Origin of the sequence: Enterococcus sp. FDAARGOS_375, from assembly GCF_002393265.1 — a bacterium.
GTDB classification, from domain to species: domain Bacteria; phylum Bacillota; class Bacilli; order Lactobacillales; family Enterococcaceae; genus Enterococcus_D; species Enterococcus_D innesii.
Genome location: NZ_CP023515.1, coordinates 503,930 through 521,939 on the forward strand (window position 1 = coordinate 503,930; position 18,010 = coordinate 521,939).

Here is an 18,010-nt window from a genome sequence, read left to right on the forward strand (position 1 = left end):
TTATTTTTTCTTGATTCCTTTATAAAAAGGTTTTTTCTTTTTCACTTTGCCAGCTTTTTTCGGCTTGCCTTTGCCTGATTGTTCAAACCGTTTCCCTTGGTTTTTCTCAGGGTTTCGTTGTTTTTTTCCACGGCGGTTCGCTTCATTTCTTTGATGGTTGCTTCGTTTGTTAGCTTTTGGTGCTTGCAATTTTTCAACTTCTTCTGCTGCTACCAGTTCGAAATCAATCTCTCTTGTTTCTGGATCAGCCTTTACGACTTTGATGCGAACTTTCTGACCAATTTTAAAGGTCAAGCCTGTCCGTTCCCCCACAAGTGCTAGATGGTTTTCCAAATAATGGAAGTAATCTCGCTTCAAGTTATTGATATGGATCAGCCCTTCAATCGTGTTAGGCAATTCAATAAACAAGCCAAACTTGACCACGGAACTGATGATACCGTCAAACTCTTCTCCTACTTTATCGGCCATATACTCAGCTTTTTTAAGCGCATCGACTTCTCTTTCTGCATCGACTGCTCGTCGTTCCATTTGGGAGCTGTGCATTGCGATATCAGGCAAGATTTCCGCCCATTTGTTTTGGTTGGCTTCAGAGACATCTTCACTGTAAGAACGAATCAAGCGATGCACGATCAAGTCGGGGTACCGACGGATCGGTGACGTGAAGTGGGTATAATCTTCCGCTGCCAAACCATAGTGACCGACGTTTTCTTCAGAATACTTCGCTTGTTGCATACTTCTTAGTAGCATCGTATTGACAACCATTGCCTCTGGCTTATCTGCCACATCTTCAACCACTTTTTGTAGTTGTTTTGGTGAGATCGAGCCATTGGTCTGTTTGACTACGATCCCTAAAGCAGACGCAAAATCAAAGAAGCGGCGCATTTTCTCTTCTTTTGGTTCCTCATGGATCCGATAAATAAATGGTAAATGCTTTCGATTGAAATGGCGCGCCACGGTTTCATTGGCTGCCAACATGAAGGACTCGATTAATCGCTCGCCGACACCACGTTCTCGCAGAACGATTTCTTGTGGGTGTCCTTCTCCATCGACTAAGACTTTCGCTTCTCGGTCTTCAAAAGAAACTGCCCCACGTTTGATGCGCATCGCTTCTAACACGTGATGCAAGGCGGCCATATCATGGAACATCGGTACTAGTTCCGCATATTTTTTGGTGGTTTCTGGATCATTGTCTTCAATGATTTGATTGACTGCTTGATACGTCATCCGGGCACTTGTTTGAATAATACTTTGGAAAATATTGTAATCCGTGACGATCCCCTCTTGGTTGATCCACATTTCACAGCTCATGGTCAACCTTGGCACGTTTGGATTCAACGAACAGATGCCGTTTGATAAACGCTGTGGGATCATTGGAATCACTCGATCCGTAAGGTAGACACTCGTTCCCCGATCAAACGCTTCTTTATCCAATGCGCTGTTTTCGGTCACATAATAAGAAACATCGGCGATATGCACGCCCAAATAGAAGCTGCCGTCAGGCAATGCTTTTACCGTCACCGCATCATCCAAATCTTTGGCATCCGCTCCATCGATCGTTACAATCTGTTGATCTCGCAAATCACGCCGTTCTGGAAAGTCGGCAGGATCGATCGTATCTGGGACTGCATCTGCCGCCGCTAAGGTTTCTTCCTCGAATTTTGTGGGAATCCCGTTCGCCACGACGATCGACAATATATCCATTCCAGGATCGTTTTTATGTCCTACAACTTTCGTGATCAACCCCTCTAAGCTTTTCGAATAACCTTTTTCTGGGTAATGGCTGATTTCAACGATCACAATGCTACCATCTACAGGTCGAATCCCTTGAGCGCCAATAAACACCTTTAATTCACTTAGTTTTTTATCTTTAGGCTGAACTACGCCATATAGATCCGACTCTTCGATCTCTTTTTCGTCAAATAATGTAAACTCGCCGACCAACTGACTGATGGCGCGTTGTTTGATTTCTACGACTTTCCCCTCTGCACCACGATCTGAGAAAGGATCCGCAACGTGCACGATGTCTACAGCAACGGTATCGCCGTCCATGGCATAGCCTGTTGCTTCTTTAGGGATATAAATATCGTCTTCTTCTTCATCCAACGTGACAAAACCGAAGCCCCGCTCGTTGGCTCGGAAAGTCCCTTCCACAAATACACGTTTCATGGGTAATTTCACTTTGCCTTTTTTGTTAAAAATCACGCTGCCTTCTCGTTCCATCGCCGCTACTGTCTGGACAAGATTCTTAAAGTCTGTACTTTTTTGAAGTCCTAGACCTTCAGCAATTTCTTCCATTGAAAAACTTTTTTTGCGGCTTTCTTCGAGAAACTGAATGATTTTTGTTTTAATCGTTTCTGTCATAACTCACTCTTTCCAAGCAAGTGTTTCTAAGAAAGCAAACACATCCTGCTCTAATTTTTTCCGTTCTGGTCCAACGGTCACCACATGACCGCTTTCGGGATACCATTGAAGCGTATAGGGAACATGGGACAGTGCCCCTGCTGTTTTGAAAACTGTCTGTGGATCGATCATTTGATCCTTTCCTGCTTGCGCCAGGAAGATTGGGCGCTTGATTTTTCCTAAATGCCCAGCTGTGGTTTGTCCGACTGTTTCGATTCCTTGCAGCTGTTCTCTGACCTTACGAGGGACTTCTGCCAATATTTCTTTTTGGGTCGCCTCGTCTAAATCAGCATAGGGTATGACCATTTCAGCATACTTTTCAAAATTGACTGGCACTTCATTCTTGGTTTCAAATAATGGCGAACAAAACAGTCCGCCCCCCATCAATGTTGGATCTTGGGTCAAACGATCCATCGCTAAAATCCCACCCATGGAAAGTCCCAGCACAGCAACTTCCTCATAGCCTTTTTCTTTCACATAAGCAACTGCATCCGCAGCATCCTGCTGCCAAACAGTCATTCCTTGATCTAAGATATCATCTGGATTCGGTGTACCATGTCCAGTAAACATCGGTGTATAAACGGTGTAGTCTTTTTGTTCTAACGAACGACAAAGCATACGCACATCGTTAGGACTGCCTGAATAGGCATGGAACAAAATGACCGCTCGTTTGCCGTGTTCAGCAAAAACCGGTTTTGGTTGATTAAATATTTTCATGTTTCCTTTCACCTCACGTCCAATTCTACCATAGTTAAGAAGAATACTTCGACAAATGCGATCAAAATCTTCCCCTTAAAAAGAAAAAAACCTCTCTTTACGAGAGGTTCGCTAACAAAGTGATTAGTTTGATGAAAGAAAAGCCAAAATAAAGAGCAAGACCATCCAAACAAAACCTAAAATGGCCGTTGAACGCTGCATCACCGCTTCAAATCCACGGGCTTTTTGCTTACCAAACAATTGATCTGCACCGCCGGTAAAGGCACTAGCTGCACTATTTTGCTTGCTAGGCTGCATCATGATCGTAATGACCATTAAAATCGAAATAACGATCACAGCAGTTAATAAGATGTTATACACGTTAGCTCCTCCTTGCTTGCTAAAGTCGTCCTTTCCATTTTAGCATTTTCCGCTGGAAATTACTACTCTCTTTTTGTCATTGCCCTTTGCATGATGGTTTAAAAAAAGACTGTCCTTTCTGACAGCCTTTTTCTCATAGATTGCTTTTCGTTCAAATCAGCGAACCAGTACGTCATCGTACTCTGGTTTCTCTTTAAACTCCTTGACCGCAAAAGAGCAGACAGGCATAATTTTTTTCTCTTCCCGTCGTGCTTTTTCAACAACTGCTTTGAGTAACTTTTGCGCCAATTGCTGTCCGCGATAATCAGGGTTGACGAAGGTGTGGTCTACTTCTAGCACATCATCTGGCGTTTCTTGCCATGTGATCTCTCCGATTTCTGTTTCTCCATCATATAAAGCAAAACGCTTGTTTTCTTCTTTTATTTCCATTGTATTCTCCCTTTCTATCAGACAATGTCTGTATTTTGTTTGCTATTCTCAATAAATTGCAAAACGGTTGTCCAATATTCTGGTGCGTCTTTAACTGCCTGTAAATGTCCCATACTGGGAAAAAGGACTTTTTGTTTCGGACCAGCCGTTGCCTCCATTAAAGTATTGATTTCTTTTTCAGAAAGAAACGTATCCTTCTCTCCTTGTAAAAAAAGCACAGGTAAATGGTTGCTGCCGACTTGTCGGGTCACTGAGATTTGTAGGAAGGGGTAGCCAACTAGGTGTTTACTGTAACGATTGGCTAATCGCAAAAAGCGCTTGACGGGTAACCGAGAAAATTGCGGTAGACTTGCCCGAATGGCACTGTAAACGGACGTGTAACTGCTGTCTGAGATCAACCCCGTCACTTGCACCGGCATGACTTCTCCACTGGCCAGCAGCAAAGTCGCCGCCCCCATTCCTAAACCATAGAGGAAGATTTGGGTTTGGGGGTCTTTTTCCAAAATCTTATCGATCCACAAAAGCAGGTCCATCCGATCTAGCCACCCTAAACCAATCTCTTTGCCTTCACTGCGGCCATGTCCACGCAAATCAGGAACTAAAACATTGTAACCCGCAGCCCAGAATTTCTCGGCCGCATCTTGACAGTCTGCTTGCCCATCACTGCGATACCCATGCAAGCAAATCACCCATGTTTTAGCACACTGATCGAAGACTTCTGCTCTCAAGATCAGATCATCGGTGGTCGTTACCGTACATTCCGAACCTTGTGCCCAAAAAGCCGAACTGCTTTTTGCGATCCGCTCTTTGTATGGAATCCCCAGTTTCTTTCTGCCTTCTTTTTCATACCATTCATTGTTACGCATAATAATTGCCGAAACAAAATAGCGTACGCCCTTTTTCATCACAGACGTGCGATATACATAGTACACCAAAAAAATAAAAATAAGCAGTAGTAGCAATAGCCAAACCATAGGATCCCCCCTTCATTTTAGTTTACCATTTACACCGGTTTTCAGCCAAAGTTTTGTCGCAAGTCTTAAATAAGTCCTATACTTTTTTAAGAAAAAATCTTTGTACTGACTTCTAGCGAAGGAGCAGTACAAAGATTTGTTTGGTTAAATATGTTTCTGTTTATAGAATAGGAAAGCAATCATGGTGAGTAAGATACCTCCAAGAACACTTAGTTCATAAGAGGATTCCTCGTTTGTCTTTGGCAAGCGTTTTTCATTATCTGTCTGTGATGACTCTGTCTGGTTCTTTTTGTCATCCAGCTTTTGCTCGGCGTATCTGGCTATTTTTTTCGGTTTATCAGACTTGTCAGAAGGGGTTGGTACTTTGGGACCGCTAGGATCATTCGGTGTCTCAGGCGTTCTCGGCGTTTTTGGTTCGACATAAGTATTGATCAAATCATAGCCATGGACATCTGACTTGTATCCTTTGACAGCCACTTCTTGAATGCTATAGGTGTAAGCTTGACCTTTCGCATCATATTTTGGCAGATCTTCAAAACGATAGATCCAGTCCCCTTGGTGATCTGCTTTTACGACTTGCTTGGCGATTTCTTTACCGTTTTGCATTAATTCGACAGTGATGCTTTCAGGGCGGGTATTGAACTTGTTGCTATAATCATCCCATGTCTTTGTTCCACCTACGTCTGTCGTTTCGGTATTACGGTAGGTGTTGACTAGGTCATAGCCGTTGACTTTAGTGGTGTAACCTGACACTTTTTCTTCTAGGATCGCGTAGGTGTAAGCTTTTCCTTCGGCATCATACTTAGGCAGATTGTCAAAGCGATAAGTCCAGTTGCCTTGGTGATCTGCTTTTACGATTTGATCGTCGATTTCCTTATCATTTCGCATCAGCTTGACAGTGATGCTTTCAGGGCGGGTGTTGAACTTGTTTTCATAGTCATCCCATGTCTTTGTTCCAGCTACGTCTGTCGTTTCGGTATTACGGTAGGTGTTGACTAGGTCATAGCCGTTGACTTTAGTGGTGTAACCTGACACTTTTTCTTCTAGGATCGTGTAAGTGTACTCTTTTCCTTCGGCATCATACTTAGGCAGATTGTCAAAGCGATAAGTCCAGTTGCCTTGGTGATCTGCTTTTACGATTTGATCGTCGATTTCCTTATCATTTCGCATCAGCTTGACAGTGATGCTTTCAGGGCGGGTGTTGAACTTGTTGCTATAGTCATCCCATGTCTTTGTTCCAGCTACGTCTGTCGTTTCGGTATTACGGTAGGTGTTGACTAGGTCATAACCGTTTACTTTAGTAGTATACCCTTCAACAGGTGTTTCTTGGATTGTGTAATCATAAGTCTGACCAGATTCGTCAGTTGTCGGTAGGTCCGTAAATTCATAATGCCATTCCCCCTCTTTATTTGGGGTAACCGTTTTTGTTTGGAACACTTCACCGTTTTGCAATAATTGAACCGTAATACTTGCCGGACGGGTATTAAATTTGTTGTCATAATCGTCCCACGTTTTGGTCCCGCTGATTGTCGTTGTATCAAAAGAAAGCAATTGATTCATGGCAGCTAGTTTAATAGTCGGCACGATTGTTTCATTTGCTTGCAGATCCCAGCGATGGGTTTCTGCATTGACCAATACTGTATCCGCAATGATACTGCCGTCAACATTTTGATGGACATCCACTGTATCACCAACAGCCAAGATGGTTCCTTGGAAGGGACTATTAATCGAAATCGTTTGGCCCTCTGATTGGCCAACAAAATTCCATAAGATAACAGCATCATCAAACTCTTCTGTTTCATGGCTATTACGAGACGTGCCATCCGTATATTCTAGTTTGATTTGCGACTTGATATTAACGGTACTTGCTCCTTCAGTATCCACATTGATGAGCACAGGAGACGTGCCTTTTGTCAGCCCTTTGATAGTAATCGGCGTATCTTTTTCTAATTCTGTTTTTGAAAGAGAAACAACTACCTTTTGGTCTTCTTTCGCAATTGGATCTTCTGAAAAGGAGATGGGTTTCGTATCAATCAGGTAGCCGTCTGGCGCCTCCGTTTCCACAAAGGAATACTCTCCCTCTGGAAGATCCGTTTCGATTACTTGTCCATCATCATTTGTGACCTCTTCATCAACCTCTTTATGTGTCTTTTTATTTTGAAGTTCGTAAACACCATCATTTGTTGACTCTCTAATACTTACTGAAAGTGAATTACTTGCAGATATGCTTTCGCTTGTCGAATCGCTATTACTTACGCTCGTACTGCCGCTATAACTTGCAGAGTCACTTGCACTTAATGATGTCGAAATGCTGGCACTCAATGAGGAAGAATCGCTGATTGACGTACTTGCACTTGTTGACTCACTATTACTTACTGAAAGTGAATTACTTGCAGATATGCTTTCGCTTGTCGAATCGCTATTACTTACGCTCGTACTGCTGCTATAACTTGCAGAGTCACTTGCACTTAGTGAGGTCGAAATGCTGGCACTCAATGAGGAGGAATCACTAAGTGAGGTACTCAAGCTCATTGACTCACTGTTACTTAACGATAATGAATCGCTAACTGATGTGCTGGTACTTATCGACTCACTAACACTTGTAGATGTTGATTCGCTCACTGACGTACTTGCGCTTGTGGAATCGCTGTTGCTCACACTTGTGCTGCCACTGAAGCTTGCTGATTCGCTAGTAGACTCACTATTGCTCAATGACATCGACGTACTAATTGAATTTGAGATCGAGTCTGATTCCGATAAACTTTCTGATAAACTCATGCTGGTACTCAATGAATCAGAAATAGATTCGCTGAAACTAATGCTCTCACTAAGCGAAGAAGAATCAGATTCACTAATTGCGACAGACAATGATTCTGATGCTGAAATACTTTCTGATACTGAATCACTCTCTGACAATGATAGTGAAGTGGATTCACTGAGTGATTGCGAGAGTGAAACTGATACTGACTCAGATAAAGATAAGCTTTCAGAATCACTTGTACTGTTGCTCAATGATCCAGAAACAGAGGCACTAAAGCTAGAACTATCACTTTCTGAATCTGACTCAGAAACACTAGCTGATATGGATAACGATTCTGATGCAGAAAGGCTTTCTGACATTGAATCACTATCCGACAGTGAAATAGATGTTGAAATACTTTCAGATAGGGATTCTGATAAAGATTCTGAATCACTAATCGAAATTGAAAGAGACATTGATTCACTTTCTGAGATAGAGGTCGATGACGAGCCACTCTCTGAGTCCGACACTGAAATAGATTCACTTATTGAAAGAGACGCTGATTCTGAGTCACTCAATGAAATCGAAACCGATTCTGAATCACTTAAAGAAGATGAAGTAGAGACTGATGTTGATAATGATTCAGATGTCGAATCATTCATATCAGATTCACTTTCTGAAATCGACGATGACAATGAATCACTCTCTGATTCTGATACTGAAACAGATTCACTCGTTGATGTAGACATAGATTCTGAATCACTGACAGAGATCGATTCTGATAAAGAGTCACTTTCTGAAATCGATTGAGAAAGAGAAACACTTTCTGATTCTGAAGTAGAAGTAATAATGGATTCAGATAATGATTCACTTCCCGAAACAGACTCTGAGGTAGACAATGATACTGGATCTTGCTCATAATTGACCGTGAACATCTGAGGTGAAGAATCCATTTGAGATGCTCCATTGCTAGTAGTGTCAAAAGTTTGATTGGCAGCCAAAGCTTCCGCTAATGTATTGTAGACTACTCCATCTGGTCCAGTAACCGTATAAATATATCCATTTCTCTCTAAATCTGCATCTGTTACACCAAGAGTAATACTTTCGTTTGAAACGCCAGAAGTACCATATTTTCCAACAGTGACTGTTCCCGGGATTTGCTCAAATGCTTCCCCTGTAGCCGGATCTGAGGCCGGTTGGTTATTCCCAACGACACCGACTTCTTGATAAGATGGATAGAGAGTGATCGTAATAAACTGTTGATCACTATCTGTCGTACTACCATTATTGCTAGTATTATCAAAAACAAATGTCCCTGTTTGATCTGCATAATAGCCGGTTTGAGTGAGGTAATCCGCAATTAAATCCGTATAACTTATTTCTTGTCCGGTCGTCCCATTGATGGCAACTGTGCCAGTTTGGTTCTGTAATGGACGACCATCTGAATTAACAAATGTTACGTTGACTGTTTGTGTATCTGCTACAACATAAATAGTGGTTAGACTCGCACCTGTTCCTACTGTTGTAGATCCAGGCTGGACGTTGCCATTTAATACTGCACCTGTTGCATAATAGTAACCAGGAGGTAAATTCGTCGAAGTATAGTAACTATTGGTCCAATCGATAACATTTCCATAGTTTGCAGGAATTCTATCTGTTCCTGAAGCTTCGGTACCAGCATTCATGTACTCAGAAGAGATCACTTGACCTGTCTTAACGTCAACATATTGGTACTGAACCGAATTATTGGCAACACCGTATACATAAATATTATAGGTATAATTGGTATTTTCCATCGGAACGATCGCAACTGTCGCTTGTCCATAACTATCCCCATTATCAGCATCAGTCGTACTATCTCCACCACTTTGGCCATCATTTTTCGCAGAACTAGCGACTTGGGTACCAATCGCCCACATGTAATTATCAGGCATTAACTCATTTGCATACTCCAACGTTTGCAAATCAAGATACTCACCAATGTAATTAACGTCTGGATCAATTGGCATATCAACAGTTTTGATAATATTGCCATACTGATCAACATAGTTTACAGTTACAGTTCCTGGTGCAATAGCAACAGTCGCTAATTCACGGGTAGAGGTATCTACAATATTAGATGTAGTAACATTTCCAGCCGTATCTTTAATGGTGGTTGTCGTACCTGAAATAGTCATTTCTACGAATTTTAAATTACGGTTTCCTTCTGGAGCATCGGTTTGGCTACTGCTGCCTTGCCATGTACTAATCTGAGAATTATTCATGACGAATGTTCCTGAACCTGTAATCAATCGGCCGGCTGAAACAGCTCCTGAAGAAGTTAGACGTGCTAAGTGCAATGCTCGCGGTGAAATAAAGCGAATGGTTGCGCCAGAATCAACGTTTACAACAGTATTGGCATTCCATTGTTGCAAATCAAGCACCGTTCCTGCATTAAATGTAACAATCGCTCTATTTGTGACATTCAGCGAGTTAGAACCTACTGTACGCGTAGCCGTCATTTGCAAATTTTGTCCAAAAGTTGCAGTTCGGTCATTTGATTGACTTCCTGAATAACGAGAAAAATCAAGGAGCATTTGGAAGCCGTCTTGTTTCCAGGTTACGTCATCTCCAACAGTGATTGAGTTAAATCCATAATAGACAAGGGGATAGTTGTTACTATTATAGGTACTAAGTTCGTTACCAATAATTGTCGCACCATCACCTACTTTAAAGGTATGGTTGAATCCTGTATCACTCGCATTGTTCCCTCGGATCGCCATATAGTAAAACATGGAATAACCAGTGGTACCAGCTGTTCGGTTCAACTCTACATGGGACCCATTAGCGATAGCTACTTCCCCAATTTGCATCAATTCTTGTTTTACATTGGCAACAATTTTGCCAGATAAAGTCACTTGACTATCCTCAGCATCCAGTAGTCGTCGTGGTTGATAAGCAGTATCTGTTCCGCTAACACCATCTCGTCCTTCGAGAGTGACATTATCGATATTGAAGTACCAGTATCCATCACCACCTGTTGCCGACCTTGAATCAATCACTGCGTCCGCTGTACCTGTCCCACTGTCTCCTGAGTTGGTGCCTGACTGCCAATGAATCAAGTTAATATTTGTGATCGTAAAAATAGAACCGCGAACCGTAGAACTTGCCCCTACATTAAACGCTGCTCCTGCCATATTGACTGTAAAACCATTCCCGTCAATAATCACACTCGTTTCGCGCCAACCTAAATCACGAGTAGCCACATTGGTAGCTGCTGTAATATTGGCGGTGACCTCGATATAGGTAATCGAAGAATTTCCATACGCTGCTTTTAAGGTAGCCCAGTCATTAACTGCCGCATACGTGCCATTAGCAATAGCGGTTTGTTTGTATAAATCTTTATTCTTCACTTGATCAGGCACATCAACTGTTACTCCAGAAGGTGAATTGGTTTTATTTCCATCATTGATTGCCTGTTCAAATTCTTCTCGACCCATATCCGGATCTGCAGAAACGTTGATTTTAATGATCTGCCCTGATTGAGTGGTGATTGCAAAACTTGCAATCAAGTTATTGGCACTAGCATATTGCTGCGCTGCCCGTATCAAAGATGTACTTGGTGAATTGCCATCTTTGACTACTATTTCTAATGAATTCGTTGTAGTGTCAACCGAAGCTTGTACTTTCTTAGGCACTAATTGATCAAAGAGCTCTTGTGCTTTTTGTGATTCTACTTTATTTTTTTCGGTGACTGTTTGTTTTGGTGGGTTCTTTTGACTTACTGACGTTGAATGAGAAACACTTGTAGATCGTGACATTGATAAACTGGTCGATTCTGATGCACTTGACGACAACGAACCACTTTCTGAAATCGAAGTACTTTCTGAGATACTCAAACTTTCTGATTCGGACACACTCTCCTCCTCAGAAAGACTCATTGATTCAGAAACACTTTGGGATTCTTCAATACTGGTAACATTGTTTTCAATTTCTGAATCACTCACACTCTGTGATTCTGTTAAACTAGTTGACTCTGTCGCACTTTGTGACTGCGTATTACTTTCGGATTCAGAAAAACTTTCCGATGGCTGCGTACTTTCAGAGAGTGAAGTAGCTTCACTTTCTTGTGTCGATGAAGCCGGTATTTTGGTAGTCGTTTTATTTGCCAAGACATTCTCGGCATTTGCTTCTTTACTTGCATCTAATGGCGGTGTGATTTCTGAAGCATGCGCCACGATTGGCGTGATACTCAATCCAGCAATGCCAGTAAAAGAAGTGATCGTTGCATACACCCAATGTTTTCCGCTTTTATACATCTTGTAGCGTTCACTTTTATTGGATCGTAACAACTTTCGATAATTATTCTTTTTACTCATTACGTTTATTTTTCTCCCCTTTCGTAAAAATATTTTTACAAGCTTCCCCAAGTCCTATTTCTTTATGAGATAGGACAACTAATTATTTCATAGCTAGTAAAAAAGTTACGTTTTGTCCCAGAATCGGGACAAAAAAAAAGCAACCTCTCCAATAAAAGAAGTTACTCTGCTGGAAATTCATATTGAACAAGCTTCAAAGCAGCTGCGATCGTATCGTCCATATCATAATAGCGATAGTTGGCTAGGCGCCCACCAAATAAACATTTTTTTTGCTGTTGCGCCAATTTCTCATACTTGCGATACAGTGCATTATTGCTTTGATCGTTGATTGGGTAGTAAGGAATATCTCCTTTCTTCCACTCTTTCGGGTATTCTTTAGTGATAACTGTTTTTTTTGTCACCACTGGACAAAAATGTTTATGCTCAATGATTCGCGTATAGGGCGTTTGACTGTCTGTAAAGTTCATGACTGCTGTTCCTTGGTAATTATCCGTGTCATAGACTTTAGTCTCAAAATGTAAAGACCGATAGGCCAACTCACCATAACAATAATCGAAATATTGGTCAATCATTCCAGTATAAACAATGTTCTTAGAAGAGGCTTCATGATGTGTGCGATCTGCAAAAAAATCAGTCTCTAAAGAAATATCAATCAGTGGATGTGTAAGCATTTTTTGAATCATTTGTGTATAGCCCAATTTGGGTATTCCTTGAAAAATATCCGTAAAATAATTGTTATTAAAGGTATACCGAATAGGCAGTCTTTTGATAATAAAAGAAGGAAGAAGATCACATTCTCGTCCCCACTGTTTTTCAGTGTAGCCTTTGATCAGTTTGTGATAGATGTCTGTCCCGACTAAAGAAAGAGCTTGTTCTTCTAAATTTCGTGGTCTTTTTATTCCTGTCTTTTCAATTTGGGTCGATATTTTGATTCGAGCTTCAGCAGGATTTTTGGTTCCCCACAGTTGGTAAAATGTGTTCATATTAAAAGGAAGATTATATAACTCACCTTGATAGTTTGCAATTGGTGCATGAATATAGGGATAGAATTCAGTAAACTGATTGATATAATCCCAAATTTTTTTACTCGATGTATGAAAAATGTGCGCACCATATTTATGTACGTCGATTCCTGCTTGTTTTTCTGTATAGCAATTGCCGCCAATATGTGTCCGTTTTTCTAACATTTTCACTGTATGTCCCCGTTTCGCTGCTTCATGAGCAAAAACTGAGCCAAAAAGACCTGTACCAACGATCAAATAATCATAAGCCATTTTTTTCTCCTAACCTTTTTTCTTTTATTTTAGAATTTTGATAAGCCAGAACTATAATTTCTTTTTTCTGAAAAAGAAAATAAAGAAGAAATGAGTACTTTCAGTTATCTTAGATGAATGGTCATTGTCTTCAATGAATGAATCGAGACAACAAAAAAGCTCTGAAATCGCAGCGGCTGACTGTTAAATCAACCGCTACTCTTTCAGAGCAAAGCAATAATCGAGAGATTATTTATTTTTTAAGTTGTAGAAAGCTTGCAAGCCTTTGTATTCAGCAACTTCACCAAGTTGGTCTTCGATACGTAGCAATTGGTTGTATTTTGCAATACGGTCAGTACGTGAAAGAGAACCAGTTTTGATTTGGCCAGCGTTTGTTGCAACTGCGATATCAGAGATTGTTGAATCTTCTGTTTCACCTGAACGGTGAGAAACTACTGCAGTGTAACCAGCTTCTTTCGCCATTTCGATTGCATTGAAAGTTTCAGTCAATGTACCGATTTGGTTAACTTTGATAAGGATTGAGTTACCGATACCGTTTTTGATCCCTTTTTCAAGGATTTCAGTATTTGTAACGAACAAGTCATCCCCTACTAATTGAACTTTGTCGCCTAAGCGTTCAGTTAATAGTTTCCACCCATCCCAGTCATTTTCATCCATACCGTCTTCGATAGTGATGATTGGGTATTTGTTAACTAATTCTTCTAAGTAGTCAACTTGTTCAGCAGCAGTACGTTTTACGCCGTTTTCGCCTTCAAATTTAGAGTAGTCGTAAACACCGTTTTCGTAGAATTCTGATGATGCACAGTCAAATCCTAGGTATACATCTTTGCCTGGTTCTAAACCAGCAGCTTTGATTGCTTCTAAGATTGTTTCAACACCGTCTTCAGTTCCTTCAAAACGAGGAGCGAAACCACCTTCGTCACCTACTGAAGTTTCTAAACCACGTTTAGACAAGATTGATTTCAAAGCGTGGAATACTTCAGTACCCCAACGTAAGCCTTCTTTGAATGTAGGTGCGCCTACAGGCAAGATCATGAATTCTTGGAAAGCGATTGGTGCGTCAGAGTGAGAACCACCGTTGATGATGTTCATCATAGGAGTTGGCAATACTTTTGTATTGAATCCGCCTAAGTAGTGGTATAAAGGTACTTCTAGGTAATCAGCAGCTGCACGAGCAACAGCGATAGAAACACCAAGAATCGCGTTTGCGCCTAATTTACCTTTGTTAGGAGTTCCGTCTAAAGCGATCATTGCTTTATCGATAGCCATTTGGTCACGGACATCGTAGCCGATGATAGCTTCTGCAATGATGTTATTTACATTGTCAACTGCTTTCGTTACACCTTTACCGCCATAACGAGCTTTGTCGCCATCACGTAATTCAACTGCTTCGTGTTCACCTGTTGAAGCTCCTGAAGGAACCATTCCGCGGCCGAAAGCACCTGATTCTGTGTAGACTTCTACTTCGATAGTTGGGTTACCACGTGAGTCTAAGACTTCGCGTGCGTAAACATCAGTAATAATTGACATGTTTTGTCTCTCCTTTGAGTTTGTTTTATCTTAAGGGGAATACCCCTTGCGAACAACTTAATTGTAGTGAAAAAATCACGATTCTGCAAATGTTATTTTCATGAAAATGAAATTATTTTACAGCATCTAATAATGCTAGGAATGAATCAGCTTGCAAGCTTGCGCCGCCAACTAATGCTCCGTCAACATTTTCTTTTGCCATGTATTCAGCAATGTTTTCAGGTTTTACAGAACCGCCGTATTGGATACGCACGCTATCTGAAACTTCTTTGCCGTATAATTTTTCAACGGTTTTGCGGACAACGCCACAAATTTCGTCTGCGATGTTTGCATCCGCTGATTTACCAGTACCGATTGCCCAGATTGGTTCGTAAGCAATCACAAGATTACTTACTTGACCGTCTGTTAAACCGTCTAAGCCAGCAGTGATTTGTCCTTCGATCCACTCAGCTGTTTTGCCAGCTTCATAGGTTTCTAAAGATTCACCACAGCATAGGATTGGAATCATGCCGTTTGCAAAGATTGCTTTGGCTTTTTTGTTGATGTCTTCATCTGTCTCATGGAAGTATTCACGACGTTCTGAGTGGCCGATGATGACATAGTCAACACCTAGATCTGCTAAAGCTGCTGGTGAAGTTTCGCCAGTAAAGGCACCTTCATTTTCCCAGTAGCTGTTTTGAGCAGCAATTTTTAATTCTGTTCCTTCAGCAGCATTCACTAATGTTTCTAAGAATAAAGCTGGCGAACCGATCACAGAGTCAACTGTCTCGTTGCTAGGAATTTTTGTTTTGACTGCTTCAGCAAATTCTTTTGCTTCTTTCGCAGTTTTGTTCATTTTCCAGTTTCCGGCAATAATTGGTTTGCGCATGTTCTGGCACTCCTTTTCGTTATCAAGCGTGCAAAGAAAGTTCTTTGCACGGCTTGTCATTGATTATTTATCGTTGATCGCAGCTAGGCCAGGAAGTGTTTTTCCTTCTAGCAATTCAAGGCTGGCACCGCCACCTGTTGAGATGTGGGTAAATTTGTCAGCAAACCCTAATTGTTCTGCTGCAGCTGCAGAGTCACCGCCACCGATGATCGTTGTTGCATCTTCAAGGTTGGCAATTGCTTCACAAACACCAATCGTACCGTTTGCGAAGTTAGACATTTCAAACACACCCATAGGTCCGTTCCAAACGACTGTTTTTGCGCCTTTTAATGTTTCAGCAAACAAAGCGATGGTTTCAGGTCCGATATCTAAGCCCATTTGTCCTTCAGGAACATCACCAGTATGTTCTTCTGTTGGGACATCATTTGAAAATTCAGCAGCAGTGATTGAATCAACTGGTAATACTAATTTATCGCCAGCTTTTTCGATCAATTCTTTTGCTAATTCTACTTTATCTGCTTCCACAAGAGAATTACCGATTTCCATGCCTTTTGCTTTGTAGAACGTATACGTCATTCCGCCGCCGATCAAGATTTTGTCTGCTTTAGGAATCAAGTTTTCGATTACGCCGATTTTATCAGATACTTTTGCTCCACCAAGAATCGCGATCATTGGACGTTTTGGTTCTTCGACTGCTTCCCCGATGAATTTGATTTCTTTTTCCATTAAGAAACCAGCAACTGTTGGGATACCTGTTGAAGCGATCCCTACGTTTGAAGCGTGTGCGCGGTGTGCGGTACCAAAGGCATCATTTACAAAAACATCGCCTAAAGAAGCCCAGTATTTACCTAGTTCAGGATCGTTTTTGCTTTCTTTTTTGCCATCGATGTCTTCGAAACGAGTGTTTTCAAAAACAACGACATCGCCATCTTGCATGTTGTTGATCGCTGCTTCTAATTTTTCGCCGCGGGTTTCATCCACGAAAGTTACTTCTTTGCCTAACAATTCGCCTAGACGTTTCGCAACTGGCGCTAAAGATTTTCCAGCTTTATCTGCTTCTTCTTTCACACGACCTAAGTGTGAGAAAAGAATTGCTTTTCCGCCGTTTTCGATCACGTAATTGATTGTTGGTAATGCTGCTTTGATCCGTGTATCGTCTCCGATCACTCCATCTTTCAATGGAACGTTGAAGTCCACACGTACAAGAACTTTTTTATCTTTTAAATCGATATCTTGAACTGTCATTTTAGCCATGAACAGATTCCTCCTAGCATAATTGTTAAAAAAAGCGGAGAAGCGCGATGCTTCCCCGCTTTCTCTTGCGATGGTTTAAATTAAAGTCGTTCGCAACTCTTATAGGTTAGCGAAGTATTCTAAAGTACGTACTAATTGTGCAGTGTATGACATTTCATTGTCGTACCAAGCAACAGTTTTAACTAATTGTTTGTCGCCAACAGTCATAACTTTTGTTTGAGTTGCATCAAATAATGAACCGTAAGTCATACCAACGATATCAGAAGAAACGATTTCGTCTGTGTTGTAACCGTAAGATTCGTTTGAAGCTTCTTTCATTGCTGCGTTGATTTCATCAACAGTTACTTCTTTGTCAAGAACAGTAACTAATTCAGTTAATGAACCAGTTGCAACAGGAACACGTTGAGCAGCACCATCTAATTTGCCGTTCAATTCTGGGATTACTAAGCCGATCGCTTTAGCAGCACCAGTTGAGTTAGGCACGATGTTTGCAGCAGCAGCACGGGCACGGCGGAAGTCACCTTTAGGGTGTGGTCCGTCTAGAGTCATTTGGTCACCTGTGTAAGCGTGGATTGTAGTCATTAATCCTTCAATCACACCAAATTTGTCGTTCAATGTTTTCGCCATAGGAGCTAAACAGTTTGTTGTACATGAAGCGCCAGAGATAACTGTTTCTTCACCTGTTAAAGTTTCATGGTTTGTGTTGTAAACGATTGTTGGAACATCGTTTCCACCAGGAGCTGAGATAACTACACGTTTTGCACCAGCTGTTAAATGTTTTTCAGCAGCTGCTTTAGAAGTGAAGAATCCAGTACATTCTAACACGATTTCAACACCTAGTTCGCCCCAAGGCAATTCTTCAGGGTTGCGGTTAGCTAAAACTTTGATTTCGTTTCCGTTCACATTGAATGAACCTTCGTGAACTTCAACTGTACCGTTGAAACGTCCTTGTGTTGTATCATATTTTAACAAGTGAGCTAACATTTTAGCGTCTGTTAAATCATTGATAGCCACAACTTCGATTCCTTCTACTTCTTGGATACGACGAAATGCTAAGCGTCCGATACGTCCAAATCCATTAATACCTACTTTAACTGTCATTTAAG

At 41.3% G+C, this 18,010-nt stretch carries 11 protein-coding genes; all 11 read right to left on the reverse strand.

Annotation, left to right across the window (positions count from 1 at the left end; all coding sequences use genetic code 11):
• The 11 genes from rnr to gap all read right to left on the reverse strand — a co-directional run bounded on the left by rnr (position 1) and on the right by gap (position 18,005).
• On the reverse strand, positions 1-2,361 hold the full coding sequence (gene rnr, locus CO692_RS03375) for a ribonuclease R (RefSeq protein WP_096741546.1): 2,361 nt from the start codon (positions 2,359-2,361) through the stop codon (positions 1-3).
• Positions 2,362-2,364: 3 nt separating this feature from the next.
• Complete coding sequence (locus CO692_RS03380) at positions 2,365-3,117, reverse strand: alpha/beta hydrolase (RefSeq protein ID WP_096741547.1); 753 nt, start codon at positions 3,115-3,117, stop codon at positions 2,365-2,367.
• A gap of 123 nt (positions 3,118-3,240) precedes the next feature.
• A complete protein-coding gene (gene secG / locus CO692_RS03385; protein WP_005228700.1) occupies positions 3,241-3,477 on the reverse strand; it encodes a preprotein translocase subunit SecG in 237 nt (78 codons plus the stop codon).
• A 156-nt stretch (positions 3,478-3,633) separates the two neighbouring features.
• A complete protein-coding gene (locus CO692_RS03390) occupies positions 3,634-3,906 on the reverse strand; it encodes a GNAT family N-acetyltransferase (protein ID WP_005234370.1) in 273 nt (90 codons plus the stop codon).
• Between the two features lie 17 nt (positions 3,907-3,923).
• Positions 3,924-4,880 carry an alpha/beta hydrolase gene (locus CO692_RS03395; protein WP_096741548.1) on the reverse strand — a complete coding sequence of 319 codons (957 nt, stop codon included), beginning with the start codon at positions 4,878-4,880 and terminating at the stop codon, positions 3,924-3,926.
• A gap of 144 nt (positions 4,881-5,024) precedes the next feature.
• Positions 5,025-11,978, reverse strand: a complete 6,954-nt coding sequence (locus tag CO692_RS03400; protein WP_096741549.1) for a Cna B-type domain-containing protein — start codon at positions 11,976-11,978, stop codon at positions 5,025-5,027.
• A 161-nt stretch (positions 11,979-12,139) separates the two neighbouring features.
• Positions 12,140-13,252 (reverse strand): UDP-galactopyranose mutase, encoded by a 1,113-nt coding sequence (gene glf / locus CO692_RS03405; protein WP_096741550.1) that lies wholly within the window; start codon positions 13,250-13,252, stop codon positions 12,140-12,142.
• Positions 13,253-13,480: 228 nt separating this feature from the next.
• Positions 13,481-14,782, reverse strand: coding sequence for a surface-displayed alpha-enolase (gene eno, locus CO692_RS03410; protein WP_005234360.1), 1,302 nt, complete (start codon positions 14,780-14,782; stop codon positions 13,481-13,483).
• A 112-nt stretch (positions 14,783-14,894) separates the two neighbouring features.
• The gene (gene tpiA / locus CO692_RS03415; RefSeq protein ID WP_008380860.1) at positions 14,895-15,650 is read right to left on the reverse strand and encodes a triose-phosphate isomerase; all 756 of its coding nucleotides are present in this window, start codon (positions 15,648-15,650) and stop codon (positions 14,895-14,897) included.
• A gap of 63 nt (positions 15,651-15,713) precedes the next feature.
• The gene (locus CO692_RS03420) at positions 15,714-16,904 is read right to left on the reverse strand and encodes a phosphoglycerate kinase (RefSeq protein WP_005234355.1); all 1,191 of its coding nucleotides are present in this window, start codon (positions 16,902-16,904) and stop codon (positions 15,714-15,716) included.
• Between the two features lie 99 nt (positions 16,905-17,003).
• A complete protein-coding gene (gene gap / locus CO692_RS03425) occupies positions 17,004-18,005 on the reverse strand; it encodes a type I glyceraldehyde-3-phosphate dehydrogenase (protein ID WP_008380858.1) in 1,002 nt (333 codons plus the stop codon).
• Positions 18,006-18,010: the final 5 nt, after the last annotated feature.

What these genes read in the sequence shown, in the direction of transcription:
- CO692_RS03420 (WP_005234355.1), bottom strand. Translation starts at nt 16,904, where the DNA reads ATGGCTAAAATGACAGTTCAAGATATCGATTTAAAAGATAAAAAAGTT.
- CO692_RS03390 (WP_005234370.1), bottom strand. Translation starts at nt 3,906, where the DNA reads ATGGAAATAAAAGAAGAAAACAAGCGTTTTGCTTTATATGATGGAGAA.
- gap (WP_008380858.1), bottom strand. Translation starts at nt 18,005, where the DNA reads ATGACAGTTAAAGTAGGTATTAATGGATTTGGACGTATCGGACGCTTA.
- eno (WP_005234360.1), bottom strand. Translation starts at nt 14,782, where the DNA reads ATGTCAATTATTACTGATGTTTACGCACGCGAAGTCTTAGACTCACGT.
- rnr (WP_096741546.1), bottom strand. Translation starts at nt 2,361, where the DNA reads ATGACAGAAACGATTAAAACAAAAATCATTCAGTTTCTCGAAGAAAGC.
- CO692_RS03400 (WP_096741549.1), bottom strand. Translation starts at nt 11,978, where the DNA reads ATGAGTAAAAAGAATAATTATCGAAAGTTGTTACGATCCAATAAAAGT.
- CO692_RS03380 (WP_096741547.1), bottom strand. Translation starts at nt 3,117, where the DNA reads ATGAAAATATTTAATCAACCAAAACCGGTTTTTGCTGAACACGGCAAA.
- tpiA (WP_008380860.1), bottom strand. Translation starts at nt 15,650, where the DNA reads ATGCGCAAACCAATTATTGCCGGAAACTGGAAAATGAACAAAACTGCG.
- CO692_RS03395 (WP_096741548.1), bottom strand. Translation starts at nt 4,880, where the DNA reads ATGGTTTGGCTATTGCTACTACTGCTTATTTTTATTTTTTTGGTGTAC.
- glf (WP_096741550.1), bottom strand. Translation starts at nt 13,252, where the DNA reads ATGGCTTATGATTATTTGATCGTTGGTACAGGTCTTTTTGGCTCAGTT.